A 24738-nucleotide genomic window follows, 5' to 3' on the forward strand; every position below is an offset into this window, starting at 1 on the left:
TTCTGAAGTATTTTTCTGTAGTAAACTGAATCTGGAATTCAATGAGACAAAAACACCCCTGTTTTTCTTTTTTTAATATTAATTCTCATTTTAAATATATTGCTAATATAGTATTTTATCTAAAAATTCCGTATTTTTGCATCTTAAAATTTCTTAGTAAACAATGATAAAAATTACACTTCCAGACAATAGTGTCAAAGAATTCGAGGGAGCAGTGACTCCTCTAGATGTGGCAAAATCTATAAGCGAGGGATTGGCTAGAAACACCATTTCCGCAATTGTTAATGATAAACAAGTAGAAACTACCACACCTATAACCACGGATTCTACGGTACAGCTTTTGACCTGGAATGATGATCTTGGAAAGAAGGCTTTCTGGCACTCTTCTGCCCACCTTTTGGCACAGGCTATCCTTGAGTTTTATCCTAATGCTAAGTTGACCATTGGCCCTGCCATCGAAAGTGGATTCTACTATGATGTAGATTTCGGGGATGAAAGCTTATCTGAAAAAGATTTTGAAAAGATTGAGAAAAAGATCTTAGAAAACGCGAAGAAAGGTTCTACCTTCTCTCTTTATCCGGTTTCTAAAGAAGATGCTTTAAAAACATATGCAGACAATCCTTACAAAGTGGAACTGATCTCTAATCTTAATGATGGAGAAATCACTTTTGTAACGCACGATAATTTCACAGACTTATGTCGTGGTGGTCATATTCCGAATACAGGAATTGTAAAGGCGGTTAAAATTTTAAATGCAGCCGGAGCATATTGGAGAGGAAATGAAAAGAACCCTCAATTGACAAGAGTATATGGTATTTCTTTCCCTAAGCAGAAAGATCTTACTGAATACCTTGAGAGATTGGAGGAAGCCAAAAGAAGAGACCACAGAAAATTAGGTAAAGAACTTGGAATTTTTGCATTCTCTGAAAAAGTAGGTGCCGGTTTACCACTTTGGCTGCCAAAAGGTACTGCTTTAAGAAGAAAACTAGAGAATTTCCTTTCTGATGCTCAGAAAAAAGGAGGTTATGAATTTGTAATGTCTCCACACATCGGGGCAAAAGAATTATACGTAACTTCAGGACACTGGGATAAATATGGGGAAGATAGCTTCCAGCCGATCAAAACTCCGAATGAAGGAGAAGAATTCTTGCTGAAACCAATGAACTGTCCTCACCACTGTGAAATTTACAAAACTTCACAATGGAGCTACAGAGATTTACCAAAAAGATATGCAGAATTCGGAACAGTATACAGATATGAGCAAAGTGGAGAACTTCACGGATTAACGAGAGTTCGTGGATTTACTCAGGATGATGCCCACCTTTTCTGTACTCCGGATCAGCTTTCTGAAGAATTTGAAAAGGTAATTGATCTTACTCTTTATGTTTTCAAATCTTTAGGTTTTGAAGACTTTGTAACGCAGGTATCATTAAGAGATCCTGAAAACAAACAAAAGTATATCGGTTCTGATGAGAATTGGGAGAAAGCAGAAAGTGCAATCATCAATGCAGCTCAGAAGAAAGGTTTAAAAACTGTAGTAGAATACGGTGAAGCGGCATTCTACGGTCCTAAGCTTGACTTCATGGTGAAAGATGCTTTGGGAAGAAAATGGCAGCTGGGAACTATCCAGGTAGATTATAACCTTCCTGAAAGATTTGATCTTCATTATATCGGAAATGATAATGAAAAACACAGACCGGTAATGATCCACAGAGCACCATTTGGTTCTATGGAGCGCTTCATTGCTATTTTGCTGGAAAACACAGCAGGTGATTTCCCATTATGGCTAAGCCCGGATCAGTTTATTATTCTACCGATCAGTGAAAAATATGTAGATTATTCAAAAAAAGTTTCACAATTTTTGGAAAATCACGATATTAGCGGTCAGATTGACGACAGAAATGAGAAAACGGGTAAGAAAATCCGTGATGCAGAATTGAATAAGATTCCTTTCATGCTTGTAGTAGGAGAAAATGAAGAAAAAGAAGGCACGATTTCTGTAAGAAGACGTGGAGAAGGAGATCTTGGAGTGATGAAACTGGAGGATTTCGTTGCTTACTTTAAAAAGGAGGCAGCCATATAAATTTAAAATTAAAAGATTGAATGATTCGAAGATTAAAAAATTACTGAATCTTTCAATTTTAAATATTTAAATCAATTAAATTAAGTAATTAACCAATAAAATTATAATACAATAGCACAAAGATTTAACAACAGGGGCCCACAAAGACGTCCTGTACAGGAGGACTTACACTTGATCAACGATAAAATTCGTGTGAGAGAGCTTCGTTTGGTGGGCGATAACGTAGAGCCAGGAATTTATCCAATTGACAAGGCAAGACAGATTGCTGCGGACCAGGAATTGGATTTAGTAGTAATTTCTGATAAGGCTGAACCTTTTATTGCAAGAATATTAGAATATAAGAAATTCTTATATGAGCAAAAGAAAAAACAGAAGGAACTTAAAGCTAAGCAAGTAAAAGTGGTTGTAAAAGAGATCCGTTTCGGACCTCAGACTGATGACCATGATTACGAATTCAAGAAGAAGCATGCTGAAAAATTCCTTGAAGAAGGTTCTAAGCTAAAAACCTACGTATTTTTTAAAGGACGTTCGATTATCTTTAAGGACCAGGGAGAAATTTTGCTTTTAAAACTAGCTCAGGAACTAGAGCATGTGGGTAAAGTAGACCAGCTTCCTAAACTTGAAGGAAAAAGGATGATTATGATGATGAGTCCTAAAAAACCGGCAAAATAATTAAGTCATTATTTTACATATAAAACCTCAAAGCAATTTGAGGTTTTTTATTTTGAGTACTTCTGGAAAACTTTAAAGATCGTGGATCCAGACTGCTCTATCGTCTGAATTAACGATCAATCTTTTAAAAATATTTATAAAACTTTACTATCCTTCAAAATCACCACAATCATGCTCTGTAAAAAGAGGTAAAGCTTTTGGGGTGGTGAAATATTTGGATACTCTTTTGTTTTTTAATTCCAGTTTCTGACCTTCTATTACTAATTCATAAACAGGTGCTTTCTTATCTATTTGAGTTATTATATATGTTCTTTCCGGTGTTTTTAAGATAGTTTTTTTTCCTTCATCAGAGAATGAGAAATCCCTGATTTCAAATGTATCTTTTTCATCGCAAACGTTTGTCCATATCATTTTATTCCTCGTAATGGATAAGCTTGCTAAATCGCATGAATAACAATTCCCTGAGAACTCTATCCCATATTTCTCATATACATTTGTGCTTTTACCATTCAATACATCAATAGGAACCAACGCTGAAAATTCACTTGGAATTTCTGATTTTACTACATCATTCTTTCCCGGATCAGGTGTAGAAATCTGAGCTGGTTTTGCATCTCGAGGCGCATTTTTTTCAAACTTTTTTTCTGTAGCAGGTGAGCAGGAAGCTAACAGTATTATGACAACTGAAAGGCTGGTTATTACGTTTTTCATTTTTTATAAATAATTTTATAATACTTAGTTTATCGTTTGGTAAAATTGTCCAAATTCTGCCATTCAATATATCCCTGTTTTCAGCCATTTATTCCCTATATCAGGCGGTTTTGTTGGCTGTCGGTCTGAATACTGATACATTTGCCAGAAAGTATAAAATGAAAATTTTAAATCAAATCTTCATCTCATCTATGGTTGTTTTTGTGGGATGCAATCAGCAGAATACAAAGACAGAAAAAAACAAGGCAGAAACTGAAGTTAAGCAAAAAAAGATAACACTGTCCGATTTCAAAAAAATAAAGGGTGTAGATAATGTGCAGGATGTTCCGTTTCAATTATTTACCAAACTTGATTCTGTACAATTCTTTGTGTCTCCGAATAAAGATGGTGCTCATCTGAAAATGGCTTATAATAAGTTCGATAATTACTACGGATTTGAAGAATTTGAAGACTTCTACTCTATTCATTACAGTATTAATAACAATATTTCGAACAGCATTGAGGCTTTTGTCCTGAAATCAGAATTTAAAGCCGCATTTGAACTGACATTACAAGGTCTAGATCTTTATGAAATCAGAAGCAGTACATTTAAGGAATCAAGTGATTTTAAAAACAAATCTTTTAAAAAATTTGGTACCATTGCAGAGATTTCAGAGCAGGAATTTAAAGCAAACTCAAAAAATAAAATCGGTGAAGAATTAGTGAGAAACCCCAATATACAATTGCAGAATGGTGACTGGGTATACACTGAAAATGGCAGAAAAGAGATCATTACACAACATGAAAATATATCTACGGAAACCGGACCTTTGGCTAATGAATATGTAGGACGATCCCCTTATTTAAACCTTGAGGTTTTCAGAGAAAATTCTGACGAAGTTGTAGATTCTTTCTATTCTTTTTACAATATAAAAAATACAGTTATGTTTGAACTGGGTACAGAAGGTTATCCGCAGATTCTTCCTACTAAAGGCTGGGTTACCTCTGTCTCATCCAATAATGATGTGGGGAGTAATTTTGTTATTTCTAAATACCAACCACAAACCAAAAAACAGGACAATCTTTTATACGTGAATTTTACCAACTTCAAAATAGCTGATAATAAAAAGGCATTCTGGACAGATAATGATACCTTTTATGCAGAAGTCTATCCGCTTAATTCATCTGCAGCCAATGGTAAAAAACAGAAAACGGCTTTTATAAAAATTCAGCTGAAAGCGAATCTGTTTTAGGAAAGATTTTTTTCAAAGAGTAAAATTAATTTTTTATGGCTGGAAACTGGGGATTAATCATTGCAACTTATTAAGAAATAAAAATGTATAACATTCGCCTGAAATTCTGTTATAGAACTTCAATAACTTCGCGCTCCAGCTTCAATCTTCTGCCCCACATCATTAAAAACCCCTGAAACCAGCCAGTGTATATGGTATTAAAGTCTAATATCTTTGCGGTAATATTTAAAGAGATACAATGAAAAAATTAAGTTTGACCATCCTTTTTTGTTTACTAAGTTTTATAACTTTTGCACAATCGCTGAAAGTAGTTATTAAACAGGACGGAAAAGTGATTAAACCTGTAAATGATGTCTACGACCTGAAAAAATCAACTTTCCAATTTGAGATTATGTCTTCCAATCTTGAAGGGTTTTTAGTAGGAGCCACTACAAATAAAGATATTTATGCTGGAGCTCTGGGTGTTTTAAACACCGAGGTTCCATGGTTTCAGAATACAGGTATGGCTGAGGAATTGTATAATAAGGACAAAGAAATGTTTTTAATGGATTCAGCGCCTTCGTACTGGTATTATACTGATGTGAAAGATCATAGATTCGATAAAAACCCTAAAGGTAATGCAAAACAATGGACCGCTACACGTACGATCACTCGTTTTTATGATATTATGGTGGATCAACCCATTGATTTAAAGGATTTTGACGGCAGAGTTTTCATACTAATGTATCAACCTGAATATAACGACGAGTATGATTTAATAGGAAAGAAAAACCTGTTTCAGGCTGCTTTGAGGTTCAAGGATTAATAAGTACACACCCAATTATTTGATTATATAAAAAAAGGTCTGCCTTTACGATGTAAGCAGACCTTTTTGCTGGATGAATATTTTTATTCGATCACCAGACCGTATTCTATAGCCAGCTTAATAGCGGAACTCAGATTAGAGGTTTGAAATTTTTCAATAAGGTTTTTTCTGTGGCTTTCTACCGTGTGCGGGCTGATAAATAGCTTTTCTGCCATTTGATTGGTTGTAAGTCCTTTTGCTGCTTCGGCTAAAATTTCCTTTTCTCTTCGTGTCAGTTTCGGGACCTGATTTAATCCATCTCCATTTTTTTTCTCCAGAACAGACTTGGTTTGTGAGCATAAAAACCGGTTGCCGGCATATACGGCAGTGATCCCTTCAAGGATTTCGGAAACTGAAGCATTTTTTTGAATGTATCCCAAAGCACCTTCAGCAAGGGTACTGTTAATTACAGGCAGTTCATTGTGAACGCTCAGTATAATAATTTGCAGATTTCCATACTTTTTCTTCAATAGTTTTATCAGTTCGATGCTGTTGATATCTACCAGATTGATGTCCAACAGCAGAATATCGACCGCTTGTTTTGCCAGACCTGCATTCATTTCAGCAACGTTTCTGAAACAATCTACAACATCTATCGTATTGCTGTGTCCTAAAATATTCTTCAGCCCTTCCAGGAGAAGTGGATGATCATCTGTTATGGCTACTTTTATCATGTTTAATGAATAGGAATTTGAAGTTCTATACTGGTACCAATATTCAATTCGGAGGTGATATTCATTGTTCCTTTTAAAAATTGGACTCTTAATTCTATATTGTGAAACCCGGCTGTTTTTCTAACATTTAAGCTTGTATGGTCAAAACCTTTACCATTATCTTCTACTGTAAGATTTAATAGGTTTTCTTCTACACTTATCTGAACAATAATTTCAGAAGTATCGGCATGTTTTATCGCATTGTTGACCAATTCCTGAATAATCCTGTATATGATCAGCTGTTTTTCCTGCGATATGGAATTACTGTAATTGATAAATTCAGCATGGATCTCTAATGCATTATTGGATATGCGGGAAGCAAACTCCTGAATGGCTACTTCCAAACCGTATTTCATTAATAAGTCAGGCATTAAATTATGAGCTACCCGTCTTAGCTCCTCTACAGCACCATCAATCTGATCAATTGATTTTGAAATTCCCTCCTCTATATTTTCGGATTGATGAGGATTTAAATAGGACAATTGATGCTTAGTTCCGGAAAGCAATCCTCCCAATCCATCATGAAGATCACGGGCAAGACGTCCACGTTCCTGTTCCTGCCCTTCAAGCAATGCCGTAAGGGTGGAAATTTTCGAGTTTTGTTTCTCTTTTTCCATGGCCAGGGCATGCAGTTCGTCCCTTTGTTTCATAGATTTGGCACGTTGTTTATAGGCGTAGAGTAATAAGAGGATCAGAACAATGAAAAAGATAATAAAAAAAATGTAGTAGGTATTGATCTTTTCCTTGAATGCCAATAGCTTTTTGAAGTTATTAATATCGTTGTTCTTTTGCTGGGTTTCCAATTTTGCCAAACGAAGCTGCTGTTCTTTTTTTTCTGATTCAAGTTCTGAAAATTTCAGTCGTTCCCGCTGATTTTCTTCCACTAGCTTTAAGTTGTTGTAGACCTGTTCACGTTGTGCCCGAAGGATGTTGATCAACTTAATTTCCTGTGCTTTTTTATCACTTTCCAGTTGCAGTTTTATATATTTCTGTTCTTGCCGCTCTTTATCAAACTGTGATTCTAATCTTTTGGTGATATCCAGTTTTTCCTGGTCGTAAACACTTTTGTATTGATTAACATAACTTTTATAATAACTCAGTGCTTCTTTGTAATTCCCCTGCTCTTCGCTGATTCTGGATAGAGATTCAAGGATAGACAATTCTATCATATGATTTCTTACAGGGCTTTTCCCAATTTCCATAGATGCTTTCAGAAAATAAGACTTAGCTAAATCATAATTTTTATCCTGTAATGCCAATTCTGCTAAAATTCCAAAGGAGGAAGCAATGTGAATAGCATCACCAATTTCAAGGCTCACCTTATTAGCGAGCTGGGCATATTGCATTGCCTTATTACTGTCAAACCCAGTATATAAATTCGCTAAATTGATGGCAGCATATGAAAGGCTATTTCTGCTAAGCATTACATCTTTGTTTTTATTGAAAGTAGCAATAGCCTGTAAATAATACTGTTCTGTTTTATTTCGAAACATTGTATTGGATGATTCCTGTGTATATTTTTGTTCATATACGTATCCCATCCGCATGTAAGCATCAAAGATAAGATTGGGATCATTTTGCTTGGAAGCTAACAATAGAAATTGTTTGCTGTATTTTTCTTCCAGCTGATATTCATTCAGGTCAGCATAAATGGCGGATAATTCCTTGGCTGCATTCCCCAATCTTCCATATAGTGTGGAAGTGGTTGGTGAGTTTTCATAATATTCGATAGCTTTCAGGTAAGCGGCAACAGCATCAGTCGTTTTATTATTACGGGTTAGAATCCAGCCTTTTGCATATTGTACATACCCTTTTGCTTCATTACTATTCGTTTTTAAGCTATATGTCTTTGCCATGTCAAGACTTTTTGAAGACTCTGTGGTTTTGTTATCCAGCCGATAGTTCATGGCTTGTACGGCGTATAAAATTGTGGCATACTTTCCATCTGTCTGTTTTGCAGCAATGGAAATATTGGTTTCTAAAATCTGATAAGACTTAGATTTAAGATTATGAAAAAATAAGGCAGTCGCGAATTTGGGAGCCAGATTGAGCTGCTCTGTTGTATTGTTTGAAGCCTGGCTGTATTCCTTTTCTAATTTGCTTAAAACATCCTGCGCCTGAACAAAAAACGGACAAACACATAAAGTAAATATAAATAACAACCTGTATATCAAACCCTTATCTTTATTAAATTTCATTCCATTAAGGAACGTAAATATAGGTAAATCTCAGCTAATCTATTTTGAAACCATGCTTTTCAGCGAAAGATCTCCATTTCTGAAATTTCTTTTCATTTTTAAATGCCGGATCTTCACCTTAATAATAATTTTTTTAAGCGGTTTTCAGGATTGTCAGTTTATTCATTGATTATCAACCGAAAGACATCAGCTATCGCTCAACTATTACTTTTACAGCTTCTTCTTCACTCAATTTATTTGGCTAGTGTTTTTACCCATACTTTTTTAGTGTTTGTTCGAAATAAGAATTTATCTTTTAATTGGGTGTGAAAAAGAAAGCTATAAAAGTTAAGAAGTCAAAATCATGAGATTTTTCACCATCCTATTTTTAATAAATTTTTGAGCCAAAGGTAGCCAAAGATGTCACATGAAAATATCCCTGATAATAGGGATTTTTAGTTTATCTCTTGTTTAGGATGTGCTCCTTTACATCTTTTAAGGCATATAGACTACAGCCTGTTCAAATAATATCATATAACAATAAAACGCAGTTAAGACTACTCCGATAAGTCCGGAAATAAGAAATCCGAAAATATAATATCTTCCTGTTTTATTTTTCTTTAGTATAGAATTTATAATAAAAACGATGAGCGTGTATAAAAATCCTGTTCCGAAAAATATAATCAAAACGGCAAGAAATAGTGCTCTTTCCAGGTGTAAATCTGCAGATGAAAGCATAATATAGTATTTTAAAATGAGTCTTAGAAGGTTTATTGACCTCTCAGTAAGACTATTAAATTATTGTTCTTTATATACATCGAAACTTTATTCATTGTATTCATCAATATTAGAGAGAATTTAAAAACACTACAATCCCGATTATCAGCCATATTTTAAGATAGGTTATTCAAAAACTATGTAGTGGTTGATTTCATAATATCAGGATTTTTTATCAGGATCTAAAACAGTTAATTTTGAAACAGACTTTTATCAAAAAAATTAGATTTATCATGTAACCATCTTTTTTCAGAGGCGTTTTTTTATATCAATCCGATAAAATCACAGATTATAAAAGTTCGGATTGTTTTTTTTCGTATCTTTGCACACTATTATTCCTAATGTCTTTAGGGGTAACCAAAACAGATATTGATAACAAAAACAATAAAAAAGCAGAACAATGCCAAAATTAAAAACGAAATCAGGTGCTAAGAAACGTTTTGCTCTTACCGGATCTGGTAAGATCAAAAGAAAGAACGCTTACAAAAGCCACATCTTAACTAAGAAAGAAACTAAGCAGAAGAGAAATCTTACTACTACTTCTTACGTAGCTAAAGTGGACGAGAAAAGTGTACAACGTCAATTAGCAATTAAGTAGTTTTTATAAATCTATATTCGGTTTATAAGAATTCAAAACAAATTCAACATTTTAACCCTGAAACGGTGCAAATAAGAGTAACATCAGTTGCCGCCCTTTTCAAAAAAACAATTTAAATTATGCCAAGATCAGTAAATGCCGTAGCTTCAAGAGCTCGCAGAAAGAAAATTTTTAAGCAAGCTAAAGGTTTTTTCGGTAGAAGAAAGAACGTTTGGACTGTAGCTAAAAACGCGGTAGAAAAAGCAATGCAATATGCTTACCGTGGTAGAAAAGAGAAAAAGAGAAACTTCAGAGCACTTTGGATCACTCGTATCAACGCGGGAACCAGAGAGCACGGAATGTCTTACTCTCAATTTATGGGAGCTCTTAAAAAGAACAACATCGAACTTAACAGAAAAGTTTTAGCAGATTTAGCAATGAATCACCCTGAAGCTTTCAAAGCTGTTGTAGATCAAGTAAAATAATGTAGAATAGATTTTGTTATCAATATAAGTCCCGGGATTTCCCGGGATTTTTTTGTTTTATACCTTCATGTAGTTCCAGCCAAAATTCAGTTTCAGCACCAGTCGATTTTGATATATCACTAGTAACATTTACCTGTTTGAACAATAAAATATTAAATTTTCAACATGAAATAATTGAAATAATAGAAAAATATAAACAAGTACAATTCATTTAATGAATATCAACATAATAATAAACAATATAAAAAGATATATAATTATTAAAAAAGCAAACAATACCAGCAAATAATACTTAGTTGCCAATAATAAATTATGATTTATTGCTATATTTACAATTCTTAAAAAAAATTCAAAATGAAAAAAGCTGCAGTTTTTTTGCTGACTTCCATTGCACTGCAAAATATTGGTGCACAAAGTTTTATTCAGGCTTATAAAAACCGGGCTGATATGGTTACGCAAGCCAATATCAATACCAACCTCCAGGAGTTTGCCGGGTTTGGAATAAAAAAAACAGGTACAACAGCTAATAATAATGCGCTGGACTGGCTTAAAAATAAATATCTGTCTTACGGGTATACTGCCAGTGACTTTTCTGAAGATGCTTTCACCTATGGAGGTAATCCGTCAAAAAACCTGATTATCACTAAAACCGGTACTTTATATCCCAACAAGTATGTCATTATCTGCGGGCATTACGATACCATCGTAGGACCTGGCGTAAGTGATAATGGCAGTGGAACTTCTATTATTCTTGAAGCAGCAAGAATTCTTAAAGATATTCCTACAGAGTATTCTATCAAGTTTATTCATTTTTCAGGGGAAGAACAAGGTTTAGTAGGAAGTAACCATTATGTAAACAATGTAGCTTACCAGGGAGGCACAAAAGTTCTGGATATAAAACTTGTTTTAAATATTGACCAGGTAGGAGGTCTTATAGGAAATAATAACAACACCATCAACTGTGAAAGAGATGAAGGCGGAATGTCTTCCAATAATGCAATGTCAAATACTATGACACAGGAACTGATGACTTGCACCACCCTCTACTCACCTCTGCAGACCAATCTTTCTCATGCTTACAGCTCAGATTATATGCCTTTTGAAGCTAAAGGATATACGATTACCGGATTTTATGAAACAATCCAAAGTAATAATGAGCATACAGTAAGTGACACGTATGCCAATATCGACCCTGTGTATGTTCTCAATGTCGGAAAAGCTGCTGTGGGAGCATTACAGCATTTTGCCGTAGCCACAACATCGAACAATTTTTTAAGCACCCATGAAGCCACGGCACAAAAGCTATCAGAAGACATCAGAATTTATCCTAATCCTGCGAAAGATCTTGTAACAGTGGAGTTTCAGCAAAAGGTAAAACAATTCAAAATTGAAGTAAACGACATGGCAGGAAATACTGTTTTAGCTCTTGAGAATCAGGAAAAAATAAATACTACGGGTTTAAAAAACGGAGTGTATACTTTTACGATCAAGACTGATAAAGGAAATACAACAAAAAAAATAATCATTAATAAATAATGTCAGATTTGAAATACAGATGAAGATCAGTTTTTATCCGTATTTCATATATTACAATCATAAAAATGAAGAAAATCGCTACTCTTTTACTAGCTTCCATCACCATGCAAAGTCTTGGAGCCCAAAGTTTCATTCAAGCTTATCAGGACAGAGCAAATATGGTAACTCAGACCAATATTACGACTTACCTTCAGGAGTTTGCTAATTTAGGGGTAAAAAAAACAGGTACAACTGCTAATGCCAATGCACTGACCTGGCTTAAGAACAAGTACCTTTCTTATGGATATACTGCCAGCCAGATAGCAGAAGATCCTTTTACTTCAGGAAGTTATAACTCTAAAAACCTGGTCATTACAAAGACAGGCACAGTATATCCTAATAAATACGTCATCATCTGCGGGCATTTCGACAGTATTACCGGTTTGGGAGTCAATGATAACGGAAGCGGAACTTCTATTATTCTTGAAGCGGCCAGAATTCTGAAAGATGTACCAACGGAATATTCTATAAAATTCATTCATTTTTCCGGTGAAGAGCAAGGTCTTTTAGGAAGCACTCATTACGCTAACACAGTTGCCTATCAGGGGAGCAACCGTGTTCTGGATATAAAACTGGTTTTTAATCTGGATCAGGTAGGCGGTGTTATGGGAAATAATAACAATACTGTTTATTGTGATGAAGATCAGGGAGGACTTACCTCAAACAATGCTGCTTCCACCGTTGTAACCCAGGAACTAAGAAACTGTACTGCACTTTACTCTCCTCTTCTTACAGCCGTGGATCCGGCAGAAGATACAGATTATATCCCTTTTGAACAGAAAGGTGAAGTAATTACCGGATTTTTTGAAAGAATCAGAAGTACCTATCCACATACAGTAAATGATACTTTTGCCAATACAGATCCTGTATACATTTACAATATAGGAAAAGCATCTGTGGGAGCACTTCAGCATTTCGCTGTTGCTACAGGAACATTGGGAACACATGAAGCTGTCACAAAAAATACATTGGAAACTGTAAAAATCTATCCCAATCCCGTAAAGGACATCATCAATATTGAGCTTCCTGATTCCGGAATCAAGAATTTCACTTTTGAAATTACTGACTTCCAGGGAAGATCTATTTTCAAGAGAACCAACGAAACAAAAATCAACGCTTCCGGATTGGAAAACGGTGCTTATCTTGGGATTTTAAAAACCGGAGATCAGACTGTGGTAAGAAAAGTGATGATTGAAAGATAGCTTGCAATACACTTTCACTATATGATAGAAACCTTTGAAGCAGTTCAGAGGTTTTTCCTTTTTATCAATTATCAGTATTGTAACACATACGCCAATTTCAACGTGAAATATATTGATAACATAGTAAAAATTTAATTTTATTTTAAAACATTAAACACTTTATTGTGATTTATTTACTACATTAGTATTACCAAAATAATATTATTTATATGAAAAAAATCACAACACTTTTGTGCTCAGCATTCCTTATGCAGAGTATCGGGGCTCAAAGTTTTATCCAGGCTTATAAAGACAGGGCGGATATGGTTACCCAAACTAATATTACTGCAAATCTTCAGGAGTTTAGTAATTTAGGCGTAAAAACTACGGGCTCAGTAGCCAACACCAATACATTGAACTGGATCAAAAACAAGTATCTTTCTTACGGATATACCGCCAGTCAGATAGAAGAAAGTCCTTTTACTTTTGGGAGCACGAGTTCTAAAAATTTAATCATTACCAAAACCGGAACGCTTTATCCCAACAAATATGTTATTATCTGCGGACACTTCGATACCATCTATGGCCCGGGAGTGAATGATAATGGCAGCGGAACATCTATTATTCTTGAAGCAGCAAGAATTCTGAGAAATGTACCTACTGAATATTCAATAAAATTCATCCATTTTTCCGGTGAAGAGCAGGGATTAAAAGGAAGCAGCCATTATGTGAATAATGTTGTATACCAGGGAGGTGTGCGCAAATTGGATATCAAACTTGTCTTCAATCTTGATCAGGTAGGAGGTGTAAAAGGAAATAATAACACAACTGTATATTGTGACGAAGACCAGGGAGGAGTTTCCAGCAACAATGCAGCTTCTGCAGCAGTCACTCAACAATTGAGAAACTGTACAGCACTCTACTCTCCTCTTCAAACTGCTGTGGACCCGGCAGAAGATACTGATTATATTCCTTTTGAACAGAAAGGTGAAGTGATTACCGGATTTTTTGAAAGGATAAGAAGCACCTATCCTCACAGCTCTAAGGATACTTTCACCAATATGGATCCTGTGTATGTATATAAGATTGGAAAAGCAACTGTAGGGGCGTTACAGCACTTTGCAACCGCTACTACTACCATGAGCAAGCCTGCTGCCAAAAACTCATTGGAAGCAGTAAAAATTTATCCTAACCCAGCCAACAATATCCTGAATATTGAATTACCTGATTCTAAGGAAACCAACTTCAGCTTTGAAATCAGCAATTCTTTGGGAAGATCACTTTTAAAAGTAAATAATGAAAGAAAGATTAATGTTTCCGGTCTTCAGAACGGAGTATATATTGGAGTATTGAAAATGGGTGAAGAAACCCTTGTTAAGAATATTATGATCGAAAGATAAGAGATCAATCAATTTATAATAAAAGAACAGCAGGATTATTCCTGCTGTTCTATTTTAGATGAGCGTGTTTAAATGTTTTTCATTTTAAACAATTATTTTTTAATGCCAATTCTTTGACTTTAGAAACAATAGCCTCTTCATTAATAAAGCCATTTCTAATATCTTTCAATAATTCCTCCAGCGTTATTTTATAAAGATCAGCTTCATTATATGACAAAAAATGAATAATCTCTTCCAATGCTTTATCAAAATCTTTAAGTTCACAATAGGACAGATATTTTATCTGAGAAGCAAATTCATTGTGCTTATCCACTTGTAATAACCTTTCGGCAATGTCAATTGCCCAATCATATTCTCCCAATTGAAACCAGCAATTCACCATGAATAATAATCTGTAATTTTCAGATTTTGGAGATAATCCATTTAAATTTTGCAATATTGTAACAGCAGGCATATATTGCCCATTGTCCATTAGATTTTTAGCTTTTTGTAACGAAGTCATGATTTAGAAGATTGATCTATAAACCTGGTTATTTTTTTAACACATAAATTAATGATAACCCTGCCGCAAAAATTAAAAAAGTATTCTTTAAGTCTGTAATACTAACTCCTTTGGCAGATGTATCCTGAAACAGAAAATATACAAATGGCATGATACAAATAGTTGTCCAAATGCCTAAGATATATTTCATTTTTTTCGTGATGATTAATAACATTTAAAATCCCTAAAATAAGTGTTTTATGAACATTCTCAATAGTTAATTTTAAACTTAAAAGCTTTTAATGGATTTGAAAGGGCTCATTTATTCCTGCTCTGAAGAACTTCTTCTATTTCTTCCAGTGAAAAACCCTTTGCTTTTAATAAAATCAGGAAGTGATACAGAAGATCTGCTGCTTCATTTTTAAAAAGTTCTTCGTTATTATCTTTTGCTTCAATCACAAGTTCTACGGCTTCTTCTCCTACTTTTTGAGCCATTTTATTCATTCCTCTTTGGTAGAGCGAATAGGTATAAGAACCTTCAGCTTTGGTGTCTATTCTTTGAGAGATTTTATCTTCAAGCTCATACAGAAACCCTTTAGCATTCTTTTCTCCGAAACAACTGAAACTTCCCGTATGACAGACCACATTTTTAGGAACAGCTTTAATTAAAATGGTATCCTGATCACAATCTATATCAATACTTTTTACAGTCAGGAAATTCCCAGACTCCTCACCTTTTGTCCAGAGTCTGTTTTTAGAGCGGCTGAAAAAAGTAACAATACCTTCCTTTTTTGTTTTTTCAAAAGCTTCTTCGTTCATGTAGCCCAGCATTAAAACCTGCAGCGTTCTGCTGTCCTGAATAACTACCGGAACAAGTCCGTTATCTTTATTAAAATCTATGTTCATCGTACTTCTATTTTTTGAGTTTTTAACTGTTGTTTTAAATCCTGAATACTTATTTCATTAAAATGGAAAATACTGGCTGCCAAACCTCCTGTAGCTTTTGTTTCATTAAATACTTTAACAAAGTCATCTGCAGTACCTGCACCTCCGGAGGCAATCACAGGAATACTGATATTATCTGAAACAAGCTTTGTAATGCGAAGATCAAAACCGTTTTTTGTACCATCACCATCCATCGAAGTCAGCAGAATTTCTCCTGCCCCCAAACGTGCTGCTTCCTGTGCCCATTCTACTGTAGAGAGTTCGGTAGCTTCTCTTCCTCCTTTGATGTGAACCAGATCCTTATCTCCCACTTGTCTTGTATCAATAGCCACGACAACGCACTGGCTTCCGAATTCTTTGGCTAAATCAGAAATAAGTCCTGGTTTTTTTACCGCTGAGGAATTGATACTGATCTTGTCTGCACCTGCTTCCAAAAGCTTCCTCACATCATTTACAGACGATATACCACCTCCTACCGTAAAAGGTATGCTAAGCTCTTTCGCAATATCTTTGACCAGTTCTATAAATGTTTTTCTATCCTCAATAGTAGCGGTAATATCCAAAAAAACAAGCTCATCGGCCCCTTCCAGTTCATACTTTTTGGCAAGTTCTACAGGATCTCCTGCATTTTTAAGATCTTCAAAATTGATCCCTTTCACCGTAGCTCCATCTTTGATATCCAGGCATGGAATAATTCTTTTCTTAAGCATTTTCAATAAAGTTTTGAAGTTGTTGTAAGCTTATTTTTCCCTCGTAAATTGCTTTTCCGATGATTGTCCCCGCACAGCCGATATCTTTCATTTTATACACATCTGCAATCCCTGAGATTCCTCCACTTGCTACCAGCTGAACGGACGTTTTATATAAAATCTCAATATAAAGCCCTGTTGACGGACCTTCCAGCATTCCGTCTTTTGCAATATCAGTACAAATGGCAGTCTGTATTCCTTTGTCCTGATACTGAAGAATAAAATCTATGATGTCATTATCACTTTCTTCCAGCCATCCGGAAGTTTTAATCTTTCTGTTTTCACAGTCAGCACCCAGAATAATTTTCTCAGCACCATATTTTTGAATCATTTCATAGCAAAATTCAGGATTCTGAACAGCAATACTTCCTAAGGTAATCTGTTTTGCCCCGGAATTAAAGGCTGTTTCAATATCTTCCTTAGTTTTTAAGCCTCCTCCAAAGTCTATATGCAGCGAAGTAGAATGAGCAATATTTTCCAGAACTTTCTGATTCACAATATGCTTTGATTTTGCCCCGTCCAGATCCACCAGGTGAAGAAACTGAATGCCGAAACTCTCAAATTCTTTTGCCACTTCTACAGGATCTTCATTGTATATTTTCTTTGTACTGTAATCTCCTTTTGATAAACGGACACATTTACCGTCGATAATATCAATAGCCGGAATTATTTTCATCATTATAAATTTATAAAGTTCTTAACGATCTGATTTCCTACAATTCCTGATTTTTCAGGGTGAAACTGTACTGCATAGAAATTATCTTTCTGTAGTGAAGCACTAAATGGCAGAATATAATCACAGACAGAAGTTGTAAAGTCCGAAAGCTCACAATAATAGCTGTGAACAAAATAAACATCACTGTTCATTTCAATTCCTGAAAACAGAGCCGAAGCCTGCCTTGAAACAGTATTCCATCCCATGTGCGGAACAATATCCTTTGCCGGAAATTTTCTGACATTGATATCAAAAATCCCCATTCCTTCGGTATCTCCTTCTTCATTTCCTTTACACATCAGCTGCATTCCTAAACATATTCCCAAAACAGGCTGTTTAAGGCTAGGAATCAAAAGATCAAGCTCTTTTTCCTTCAGTAGTTTCATGGTGGATGAAGCTTCTCCCACGCCTGGAAAGATCACTTTATCAGCTTTTAAAATCTGTTTGGGATCATCGGTAATAACAGAATCTACTTTCAGTCTGTTGAGGGCATTCTGGACAGAGTTCACATTTCCACCGTTGTATTTTATTATAGCAATCATATTTATAAACTTCCTTTTGTAGAAGGTAAACTGTAATTAGCATCCGATTGATTCACTGCCATTTTAACGGCTTTTGCAAAGGCTTTAAAAATGGATTCAATTTTGTGGTGTTCATTATCTCCTTCAGCTTTGATATTCAGATTGGATTTTGAAGCATCTGTAAAGGATTTAAAGAAGTGAAAAAACATTTCTGTAGGAACATCTCCTATCTTTTCTCTTTTAAACGGAGCATCCCAAACCAGCCATGGTCTGCCTCCAAAATCAATTGCTACCTGAGACAAACAATCATCCATCGGAAGCAGGAATCCGTATCTTTCAATTCCTTTTTTCTTTCCTAAAGCTTTTAAAACAGCTTCTCCCAGTACAATTCCTGTATCTTCTATCGTGTGGTGCTCATCTACAGTAAGATCTCCTTTTACTTTAATGGTAAGATCCATATTTCCGTGTCTTGCAATCTGATCCAGCATGTGATCAAAAAAGTGAAGCCCTGTTGAAATATCTGATCGTCCGTTTCCATCAAGATTGACCTCGATTTCAATATCTGTTTCATTGGTTTTACGGGAGACTTTAGCATTTCGCATTCCTGATTTTAAGAACTGATAAATCTCTGACCATTTTGTTGTTGACAGCTCAGCTTCACTATTTAAGTTTTGATTAAGATAAATAGATTTAGACTTAAGATTTTTAGCAAGTTGCACATCAGTACTTCGATCACCAATTACATAAGAATTTTCAAGATCATAATTCCCATAAATGTATTTTCCCAGCATTCCTATTCCAGGTTTTCTGGTAGGAAGATTTTCGGATTCAAAGCTTTTATCAATTAAAATATCGCTAAAAATGATCCCTTCATTTTCAAATGCCTGTAACATTTTCTCATGAGGTTTTATGAAATCTTCTTCAGGAAAACTATCCGTTCCCAATCCATCCTGATTGGTTACCATCACCAACTCATAATCCAGCTCACTCACAATTTTTGAAAGATTTTGAAAAACCCCGGGATAAAACTCAAGCTTTTCCAGGGAGTCTACCTGAAAATCTGTGGGCGGTTCAATAATTAGTGTTCCGTCACGGTCTATAAAGAGTACTTTTTTCATTGTTAAATACTTTTCAAAAGGTTAATTAATTTTTCATTTTCTGCACGATTTCCTACATTGATTCTGATACATCCCGGAATAGCAGGATCTCTTCTGCTGGTTAAAACTTCCTCTTCCAACATTCTTGCATATACTGAATCAACATTTTCCATTCTGATCAGGAAGAAATTGGCATCCGTTGAAAATACTTTAGAAATGCATGCAATTCCTTCAAACTGCTGTTTCAGCCATTTTCTCTCTTCCAAAATAAGATTCACATTTCCCTGAAGTCTGTTTTCTTCATCCAAAGTCTTTAAAATAAGTTCCTGGCTTAAAACATTCACATTATATGGTGCTTTTACCGTATTGATCAGGCTGATAATCTCTTCAGATGCGTAAGCCATACCTACTCTCGCTCCGGCAATTCCCCATGCTTTAGAAAATGTTTGCAGTACGATTAAATTAGAATATTGATCTAAAAGTTCCAGACTTGATTTTTTCCCAGAAAATTCAATATATGCTTCATCTACCACTACAATTCCGTTGAAGTTCTGAATATAGAATTCAATATCATCTACACTGTTTCCCGTAGGGTTATTGGGTGAGCACAAAAAGAAAATTTTCAATGAAGGATCTTCTGCAGCTTTTAAAAAATTATTTTTTACAATTTCAAAGTTTTCATCCAGATTCAGTTTCAAAACTTTATTCTCGTTAATTGCTGCATAAAAACCATACATCGCAAAGGAAGGATTCATCATCAGAATGGCATCTTTTTTAGGCTCACAGAAAATTTTAATGATAAGGTCTATCAGCTCATCACTTCCGTTTCCTATGGCAATCTGTGAGGATGAAACATTTTTAAGCCCTGCAAGCTTGCTTTTAAGCCTTTTCTGAGTAGAATCCGGATAGCGGTTGCATTCCCCGAATGGACTTTCATTGGCATCCAGCATAACTGGAGCATTGAATTCATTATGATCCCTGAAACTGATGTAGGGCTGTAATTGTAATATATTATCTCTTACTAAAGTTTTGATACTGTTATTTTTCATTGTACTTCTTTTATTTTAAATCTTTTCTTAACCTTTAAGTTATTTTCTTAATGATTCATTTTTTGATAAACGTAAAGGCGCAAAGTTTTTCATCTTATGTTTTTTAGGCGCAAGAAAATCAAAGATTTTCAGCAAGGGTCTGAATTTTATTTTGTATTTTTATATGCATTATTCAATTTTATCGGAGATAAAATCTTTGCGTCTTAACACGTGCTCCAATTATATTCTTCTTACCTCTTTGCGTTTTCCAACAATTATTATTTTAATCTTATCGAGACTGCATTTTTGTGTGCAAACAGTCCTTCTGCTTCTGCCATGAGTTCTATTGTTTTTCCTAAATTCTGAAGTCCTTCTTTTGAAAGGTGCTGGAATGTTATTTTTTTCACGAAACTATCCAGTGAGACTCCACTATAGTTCTTTGCATAAGCGTTAGTAGGAAGAGTGTGATTCGTTCCGCTGGCATAATCTCCTGCGCTCTCACAAGAATAGTTTCCAAGGAAAACAGAGCCTGCATTCTGAACCATAGGGATATATTTTTCAAAATCATTAATTGCCAGAATAAGGTGTTCCGGAGCATAAAGATTGCTAAACTCAAGGGCTTCTTCCAACGAATTCGCTAAAATAAAAGAGCTGTTTTCCAAAGCCTGAGCTGCAAATTCATTTCTTGGTAAGTCTCTGATCTGCTTATCAACAGCCTCTATTGTTTCTTCAAATACTTTAAGGTCTGTCGTAATAAAAACAACCTGACTATCACTCCCGTGCTCTGCCTGTGAAAGAAGATCTGCAGCACAAAATTCAGGAACAGCCTGCTCATCAGCTATGACAAGAACTTCACTTGGTCCGGCTGGCATATCAATAGCTATTCCATAACGCTGAGCATATTCTTTGGCAGCTACTACAAACTGATTTCCCGGTCCAAAAATTTTATAAACAGCGGGAATGCTTTCTGTTCCGAAAGTCATAGCAGCAACAGCCTGTGCTCCACCTGTTTTAAAGATTTCCGAAACGCCACAAAGTTTTGCTGCATAAAGAATTGCTGGGTTGACATTTCCATTTTTATCCGGTGGCGTGCAAAGGACTATTTCTTTACATCCGGCCAGATTCGCTGGAACCGCAAGCATCAGCACTGTAGAAAATAAAGGAGCAGTTCCTCCCGGAATATAAATTCCAACTTTTTCTACAGCGCGATTTTCGCGCCAGCAAACCACTCCTTTCGTAGTCTCAATTTTCTGGATTTCCTGTTTTTGAGAAGCGTGAAATGTTGAAATATTCTCTTTCGCCTGTTTAATGGCTTGTTTCAGTTCATCATTAATCTGCTTTTCTGCCTCCTGAATTTCAGCATCAGAAACTTTTATTTTTTGGGTATCTGCTTTGTCAAATTTTCTATTGAATTCTATTAAAGCTTTATCTCCGTTTTTATCAACTTCTGTAAATATTTCTGCGATCAGGCCTGAAATTTCTTTCTGTTCCAAAACAGGACGCTTTACCAAATCTTTCCATGTACTCTGTGTGGGATATCTGTATATTTTCATTGTATTATTTTAATATTTTTTGAACCATTAAGCTATATGTCCCAATTTTTTTTGAACGCAAAGGCGCAAAGTTTTTAATTCATATATCTTTTTTAAGGCGCAAGAAAATCTAAGATTTTCAGCAAGTATGTGAATATTTATACGGTATTCAATTTTATCGCAGATAAAATCTTTGTGCCTTACAACAGTCTTAATTTTTATTTTTTTGCGTCTTCGTGTTAACCAACATTCACCATTATCATTTTTTAAATAACCATTTTATCAATTGGAATAATTAAAATATCCTGAGCACCATTTTCTTTCAGTTCGTCAATGACTTCCCAGAAGCGCTCTTCATCAATAACAGAATGAATACTGCTCCAGCCTTCTTCTGCCAATGGGATGACTGTAGGACTCTTCAATACCGGAAGAACTTCAGCTACTTTCTGAATTTTTTCATTGGGGACATTCATCAGAATATATTTTGAATTTTTTGCTTTTAAAACAGCTTTAATTCTGAATACGAATTTTTCAAGAATGACTTCTTTTTCAGCCGATAATTGGGGAGTTTGAGCCAAAACAGCTTCCGATTTCAGCAAAGTGACCGTTTCTCTTAATCCGTTTTTGAATAATGTGCTTCCGGAACTTACAATATCACAGATTCCATCTGCAAGGCCAATATTAGGAGCAATTTCTACAGAACCTGAAATAACGTGAATATCTGATACAATTCCTTTTTTTTCTAAAAAGCTTTTGAGCGTATTAGGATAAGAGGTAGCAATTTTTTTACCTTGAAAATAGGAGATTTCGTCGGTTTCTACTTCTTTGGGAACAGCCAGTGAAACACGGCATTTTGAGAAACCAAGTTTCTGGATGGTGGTGATATTTTTACCTTTTTCAATCAGGAGATTTTCGCCAAGAATAGCAACATCCACTACTCCGTCTTCCAGGTATTGCGGAATATCTGAGTTCCGAAGGTACATGATTTCCATCGGAAAGTTATCTACTGAAACTTTGAGTTGGTCTTTACCATTGTTGACAAAGATTCCGCAGTCTTTGAGAAGCTGTAGAGATTCTTCGTAAAGCCGGCCGCTTTTTTGGATTGCAATTTTTAATTTACTCATTTTGCCTTTTTTGGGTCCGAGCAAATAAAAACTGATTTATTGAAATTTCTGAGAAGAATTCAGGAAACAAAAAAACCGCCTATTTACTCAGACGGTTTTAATTATTTTTGATTTTAGCACATACTTATATCAATCAATTCCGCCTAACAGAGATGATGATAGTAATGATGTAATGCTAAAAATATTGGTTTCATTGTATTGAATTATGATGCAAATGTAGGATTTATTTTTAAAATGCAAAGTTTTTTCAGATAATTTTTTGATAAAAATTCATCAGCTCCTCAGCAATTGGCTCGTCATTAAACTTCTGAACAAACTCAAAACCCTTTTCCTCACGGCGTTTTCTCTCGGATTCATTTTCCCAGAGAAATTTTAGTTTGGCCCGGATATCAAGATCATTGTCAGGATTCACATACATAGAGTCTTTTCCTCCGGCTTCCGGCAGACAACTTGTATTGCTGGTAACGACAACCGTTTTGGAAAAAAGTGCTTCAATGACAGGAATTCCAAAGCCTTCAAAGAAACTCGGATAAACAAAAATATCTGCCAGTTTATAAAGACAGGCCAGCTCATCCATAGAAACTCCTTCGAGGAAGAGCACCTGCTTTTCCATTTTGTTTTTTTTCAGGAAACGTTCTATTTTTTGGTAATACTTAGTCTTCCTTCCCACTACTACAAGAGGAATTTCTGTACCGCTGAGTGCTTTTACAACATTCAAAAGGTTTTTGCGGTCTTCAATAGTACCAACGTTAAGTACAAATCTTTCGGGAAGTTTAAACTTCTCTTTTACAGCCATCATCAGTTGCGGTGGCTGCTGTTCTTTAAAAGCATGATGACATCCCTGATAAATAACTTCAATCTTAGCCTCAGGAATTTTTAAATATTGAATAATATCTCTTTTGGTCTGTTCTGAAATAGCAATAATTTTATCAGCCGTATCAGCGGCTTTTTTAAATTTCCAAAAATGGATTTTCCTGTCAAAAAAAGAATAATACTGCGGATATCTTACAAAGATCAGATCATGGATAGTAACAACCTTTTTAATAGGTTTGGGATCCCATTTTAAGGGAAGTTCACCGGATAATCCATGGAAAATATCAGCTCCCTGTTTTTGGGCATCTTTACCCATTTTCAGCTGGCGTGACAGATTTCCTTTTGAGGTTTCAATAAAGTGAACATTTGGGCGTTCCAGAATATCTTTTCCTCTCTCCGATTTGTTTTTGTTGAGTAACAGATATTCGTTCTCCGGTTCATATTCGGAAAGAATTCTTACGAGATCTCTCGAGTAGTTTCCCAGACCGGAGGTATTGTGGAAAAACCGTTTTGCATCAAAGGCAATCTTCATCGTTGTATCTGTTTTTGGAATTCCTGAAATGTACCGAATGTATGTCCTTTTTGTTTCAGCCATCCAACAAATGAATCAAATCTTTCTACCATATCTTTTCCTGAGTTTTTTACCGTAAATCCAGGAAGCTTAAAGGCTTCATCTTTGATTTCTGCAAATTCCCATGGATGGAAATAAATGTTCAGATATTTGTCTTTTTTCAAACTATCCGAAGCCAGTTTTTTGTAGAAAAACAAAGGAAAATTGTGAAAACTTAACCAAAACAAAGGGATTCTGAAATTGGGTGAAACCGAAGCCGGGACCTGAGTCACATTTCCTTCTTTGAAATAAGTTCTGGACACTTTTAAATTATTATATCTTCCCGGCAAAAACGTAGGATTGATGGAGGAATTGTAAGAATATCCTGCTTTTTCCACTTCTTTTTCGTTCACAGGCATCATTCTCGGCATTCTTAATCCGGTAACCTTTGTAGAAAATAATTCTTCCAGTCTTTCTCTTGATTCCTTCAGGTGTTTGTTTTCAAATTCTGAATGAAACCACGTATGAGAAGCCAGTTCATGACCTTCATTTAATAACCTTTCGATAAGGTGTCTGCTGTTTTCTGCAAAAACTACCGTGGAAAAGAAAGTAGCTTTGGCATTGTATTTTTTAAGGATATCAAGTATTCTCTCTAATCCTGTCTGTGAAATTGAAATCTGCTTTTCAAAGGGAATTTCACCCTTATATTCTAATGGCATATCAAATTCTTCAATATCAAAACTCAATAAAACCATT

The 24738-nt window shown here is 35.2% G+C and carries 24 protein-coding genes; 9 read left to right on the top strand and 15 right to left on the bottom strand.

Annotation, left to right across the window (positions count from 1 at the left end):
- Nucleotides 1-163 precede the first annotated feature (163 nt).
- Both thrS and infC read left to right on the top strand, forming a co-directional pair.
- Nucleotides 164-2083 (top strand): threonine--tRNA ligase, encoded by a 1920-nt coding sequence (thrS, locus tag OL225_RS08815; protein ID WP_264517994.1) that lies wholly within the window; start codon nucleotides 164-166, stop codon nucleotides 2081-2083.
- Between the two features lie 171 nt (nucleotides 2084-2254).
- On the top strand, nucleotides 2255-2755 hold the full coding sequence (infC, locus tag OL225_RS08820; protein WP_185097810.1) for a translation initiation factor IF-3: 501 nt from the start codon (nucleotides 2255-2257) through the stop codon (nucleotides 2753-2755).
- A 147-nt stretch (nucleotides 2756-2902) separates the two neighbouring features.
- Here infC and OL225_RS08825 read toward each other — a convergent pair whose 3' ends face one another.
- A complete protein-coding gene (locus OL225_RS08825; RefSeq protein ID WP_264517995.1) occupies nucleotides 2903-3466 on the bottom strand; it encodes a hypothetical protein in 564 nt (187 codons plus the stop codon).
- 158 nt (nucleotides 3467-3624) lie between these two features.
- On the opposite strand from OL225_RS08825, the gene OL225_RS08830 reads away from it, so the two are divergent.
- A complete protein-coding gene (locus tag OL225_RS08830) occupies nucleotides 3625-4698 on the top strand; it encodes a resolvase (protein ID WP_264517996.1) in 1074 nt (357 codons plus the stop codon).
- A 238-nt stretch (nucleotides 4699-4936) separates the two neighbouring features.
- A complete protein-coding gene (locus OL225_RS08835; protein ID WP_264517997.1) occupies nucleotides 4937-5503 on the top strand; it encodes a hypothetical protein in 567 nt (188 codons plus the stop codon).
- Nucleotides 5504-5586: 83 nt separating this feature from the next.
- On the opposite strand, the gene OL225_RS08840 is transcribed toward OL225_RS08835, so the two are convergent.
- The 3 genes from OL225_RS08840 to OL225_RS08850 form a co-directional block, all read right to left on the bottom strand.
- Nucleotides 5587-6216, bottom strand: coding sequence for a response regulator transcription factor (locus OL225_RS08840; RefSeq protein WP_264517998.1), 630 nt, complete (start codon nucleotides 6214-6216; stop codon nucleotides 5587-5589).
- 2 nt (nucleotides 6217-6218) lie between these two features.
- Nucleotides 6219-8453, bottom strand: coding sequence for a histidine kinase (locus OL225_RS08845; RefSeq protein ID WP_264517999.1), 2235 nt, complete (start codon nucleotides 8451-8453; stop codon nucleotides 6219-6221).
- Between the two features lie 474 nt (nucleotides 8454-8927).
- A complete protein-coding gene (locus tag OL225_RS08850; protein ID WP_264518000.1) occupies nucleotides 8928-9170 on the bottom strand; it encodes a hypothetical protein in 243 nt (80 codons plus the stop codon).
- A gap of 439 nt (nucleotides 9171-9609) precedes the next feature.
- Between OL225_RS08850 and rpmI the strand changes: the two genes are divergently transcribed.
- From rpmI to OL225_RS08875, 5 genes are all read left to right on the top strand, one after another.
- Nucleotides 9610-9807, top strand: a complete 198-nt coding sequence (rpmI, locus tag OL225_RS08855) for a 50S ribosomal protein L35 (RefSeq protein WP_002979658.1) — start codon at nucleotides 9610-9612, stop codon at nucleotides 9805-9807.
- A 119-nt stretch (nucleotides 9808-9926) separates the two neighbouring features.
- The gene (gene rplT, locus OL225_RS08860) at nucleotides 9927-10271 is read left to right on the top strand and encodes a 50S ribosomal protein L20 (RefSeq protein WP_034694451.1); all 345 of its coding nucleotides are present in this window, start codon (nucleotides 9927-9929) and stop codon (nucleotides 10269-10271) included.
- Between the two features lie 354 nt (nucleotides 10272-10625).
- Entirely contained in the window at nucleotides 10626-11807 is a 1182-nt protein-coding gene (locus tag OL225_RS08865) for a M28 family peptidase (RefSeq protein WP_047374978.1), read from the top strand.
- Nucleotides 11808-11872: 65 nt separating this feature from the next.
- Nucleotides 11873-13048, top strand: coding sequence for a M28 family peptidase (locus OL225_RS08870; RefSeq protein ID WP_264518001.1), 1176 nt, complete (start codon nucleotides 11873-11875; stop codon nucleotides 13046-13048).
- Nucleotides 13049-13257: 209 nt separating this feature from the next.
- Nucleotides 13258-14427, top strand: coding sequence for a M28 family peptidase (locus OL225_RS08875; protein WP_264518002.1), 1170 nt, complete (start codon nucleotides 13258-13260; stop codon nucleotides 14425-14427).
- Between the two features lie 79 nt (nucleotides 14428-14506).
- Here the strand turns inward: OL225_RS08875 and OL225_RS08880 are convergent, their stop codons facing one another.
- The 11 genes from OL225_RS08880 to OL225_RS08930 form a co-directional block, all read right to left on the bottom strand.
- Complete coding sequence (locus tag OL225_RS08880) at nucleotides 14507-14929, bottom strand: tetratricopeptide repeat protein (RefSeq protein WP_264518003.1); 423 nt, start codon at nucleotides 14927-14929, stop codon at nucleotides 14507-14509.
- Between the two features lie 297 nt (nucleotides 14930-15226).
- The gene (gene hisIE, locus OL225_RS08885) at nucleotides 15227-15814 is read right to left on the bottom strand and encodes a bifunctional phosphoribosyl-AMP cyclohydrolase/phosphoribosyl-ATP diphosphatase HisIE (protein WP_047374988.1); all 588 of its coding nucleotides are present in this window, start codon (nucleotides 15812-15814) and stop codon (nucleotides 15227-15229) included.
- Nucleotides 15811-16563 (bottom strand): imidazole glycerol phosphate synthase subunit HisF, encoded by a 753-nt coding sequence (hisF, locus tag OL225_RS08890; RefSeq protein WP_264518004.1) that lies wholly within the window; start codon nucleotides 16561-16563, stop codon nucleotides 15811-15813. The genes hisIE and hisF overlap by 4 nt, the downstream gene beginning before the upstream one ends.
- Entirely contained in the window at nucleotides 16556-17278 is a 723-nt protein-coding gene (gene hisA, locus OL225_RS08895; protein WP_264518695.1) for a 1-(5-phosphoribosyl)-5-[(5-phosphoribosylamino)methylideneamino]imidazole-4-carboxamide isomerase, read from the bottom strand. The genes hisF and hisA overlap by 8 nt, the downstream gene beginning before the upstream one ends.
- Nucleotides 17279-17280: 2 nt before the next feature.
- Nucleotides 17281-17859: an imidazole glycerol phosphate synthase subunit HisH gene (hisH, locus tag OL225_RS08900; protein ID WP_264518005.1), complete on the bottom strand. Its 579-nt coding sequence runs from the start codon at nucleotides 17857-17859 to the stop codon at nucleotides 17281-17283.
- Between the two features lie 2 nt (nucleotides 17860-17861).
- Nucleotides 17862-18956, bottom strand: coding sequence for a bifunctional histidinol-phosphatase/imidazoleglycerol-phosphate dehydratase HisB (gene hisB, locus OL225_RS08905; protein WP_264518006.1), 1095 nt, complete (start codon nucleotides 18954-18956; stop codon nucleotides 17862-17864).
- A 2-nt stretch (nucleotides 18957-18958) separates the two neighbouring features.
- Nucleotides 18959-19984 carry a histidinol-phosphate transaminase gene (hisC, locus tag OL225_RS08910; RefSeq protein WP_264518007.1) on the bottom strand — a complete coding sequence of 342 codons (1026 nt, stop codon included), beginning with the start codon at nucleotides 19982-19984 and terminating at the stop codon, nucleotides 18959-18961.
- A gap of 257 nt (nucleotides 19985-20241) precedes the next feature.
- Complete coding sequence (gene hisD / locus OL225_RS08915) at nucleotides 20242-21516, bottom strand: histidinol dehydrogenase (RefSeq protein ID WP_264518008.1); 1275 nt, start codon at nucleotides 21514-21516, stop codon at nucleotides 20242-20244.
- A gap of 245 nt (nucleotides 21517-21761) precedes the next feature.
- On the bottom strand, nucleotides 21762-22619 hold the full coding sequence (gene hisG, locus OL225_RS08920) for an ATP phosphoribosyltransferase (protein WP_264518009.1): 858 nt from the start codon (nucleotides 22617-22619) through the stop codon (nucleotides 21762-21764).
- Nucleotides 22620-22866: 247 nt separating this feature from the next.
- The gene (locus tag OL225_RS08925) at nucleotides 22867-23964 is read right to left on the bottom strand and encodes a glycosyltransferase family 4 protein (protein ID WP_264518010.1); all 1098 of its coding nucleotides are present in this window, start codon (nucleotides 23962-23964) and stop codon (nucleotides 22867-22869) included.
- Complete coding sequence (locus tag OL225_RS08930) at nucleotides 23961-24737, bottom strand: polysaccharide deacetylase family protein (RefSeq protein WP_047375001.1); 777 nt, start codon at nucleotides 24735-24737, stop codon at nucleotides 23961-23963. Before OL225_RS08930 ends, OL225_RS08925 begins: the two co-directional genes overlap by 4 nt.
- Nucleotide 24738 lies beyond the last annotated feature (1 nt).

It is taken from the genome of Chryseobacterium viscerum (assembly GCF_025949665.1).
Taxonomy (GTDB): Bacteria; Bacteroidota; Bacteroidia; order Flavobacteriales; family Weeksellaceae; genus Chryseobacterium; species Chryseobacterium viscerum_A.

Bases quoted from the DNA above. Each gene is read 5' to 3' on its own strand.
- rplT (WP_034694451.1), top strand. From the start codon at position 9,927: ATGCCAAGATCAGTAAATGCCGTAGCTTCAAGAGCTCGCAGAAAGAAA.
- hisA (WP_264518695.1), bottom strand. From the start codon at position 17,278: ATGAAAATAATTCCGGCTATTGATATTATCGACGGTAAATGTGTCCGT.
- OL225_RS08830 (WP_264517996.1), top strand. From the start codon at position 3,625: ATGAAAATTTTAAATCAAATCTTCATCTCATCTATGGTTGTTTTTGTG.
- OL225_RS08875 (WP_264518002.1), top strand. From the start codon at position 13,258: ATGAAAAAAATCACAACACTTTTGTGCTCAGCATTCCTTATGCAGAGT.
- hisB (WP_264518006.1), bottom strand. From the start codon at position 18,956: ATGAAAAAAGTACTCTTTATAGACCGTGACGGAACACTAATTATTGAA.
- hisD (WP_264518008.1), bottom strand. From the start codon at position 21,516: ATGAAAATATACAGATATCCCACACAGAGTACATGGAAAGATTTGGTA.
- OL225_RS08850 (WP_264518000.1), bottom strand. From the start codon at position 9,170: ATGCTTTCATCTGCAGATTTACACCTGGAAAGAGCACTATTTCTTGCC.
- hisH (WP_264518005.1), bottom strand. From the start codon at position 17,859: ATGATTGCTATAATAAAATACAACGGTGGAAATGTGAACTCTGTCCAG.
- OL225_RS08840 (WP_264517998.1), bottom strand. From the start codon at position 6,216: ATGATAAAAGTAGCCATAACAGATGATCATCCACTTCTCCTGGAAGGG.
- OL225_RS08925 (WP_264518010.1), bottom strand. From the start codon at position 23,964: ATGAAGATTGCCTTTGATGCAAAACGGTTTTTCCACAATACCTCCGGT.
- hisC (WP_264518007.1), bottom strand. From the start codon at position 19,984: ATGAAAAATAACAGTATCAAAACTTTAGTAAGAGATAATATATTACAA.
- OL225_RS08865 (WP_047374978.1), top strand. From the start codon at position 10,626: ATGAAAAAAGCTGCAGTTTTTTTGCTGACTTCCATTGCACTGCAAAAT.
- hisG (WP_264518009.1), bottom strand. From the start codon at position 22,619: ATGAGTAAATTAAAAATTGCAATCCAAAAAAGCGGCCGGCTTTACGAA.
- OL225_RS08870 (WP_264518001.1), top strand. From the start codon at position 11,873: ATGAAGAAAATCGCTACTCTTTTACTAGCTTCCATCACCATGCAAAGT.
- rpmI (WP_002979658.1), top strand. From the start codon at position 9,610: ATGCCAAAATTAAAAACGAAATCAGGTGCTAAGAAACGTTTTGCTCTT.
- OL225_RS08835 (WP_264517997.1), top strand. From the start codon at position 4,937: ATGAAAAAATTAAGTTTGACCATCCTTTTTTGTTTACTAAGTTTTATA.
- thrS (WP_264517994.1), top strand. From the start codon at position 164: ATGATAAAAATTACACTTCCAGACAATAGTGTCAAAGAATTCGAGGGA.
- hisIE (WP_047374988.1), bottom strand. From the start codon at position 15,814: ATGAACATAGATTTTAATAAAGATAACGGACTTGTTCCGGTAGTTATT.
- OL225_RS08880 (WP_264518003.1), bottom strand. From the start codon at position 14,929: ATGACTTCGTTACAAAAAGCTAAAAATCTAATGGACAATGGGCAATAT.
- OL225_RS08845 (WP_264517999.1), bottom strand. From the start codon at position 8,453: ATGAAATTTAATAAAGATAAGGGTTTGATATACAGGTTGTTATTTATA.
- hisF (WP_264518004.1), bottom strand. From the start codon at position 16,563: ATGCTTAAGAAAAGAATTATTCCATGCCTGGATATCAAAGATGGAGCT.
- OL225_RS08825 (WP_264517995.1), bottom strand. From the start codon at position 3,466: ATGAAAAACGTAATAACCAGCCTTTCAGTTGTCATAATACTGTTAGCT.
- OL225_RS08930 (WP_047375001.1), bottom strand. From the start codon at position 24,737: ATGGTTTTATTGAGTTTTGATATTGAAGAATTTGATATGCCATTAGAA.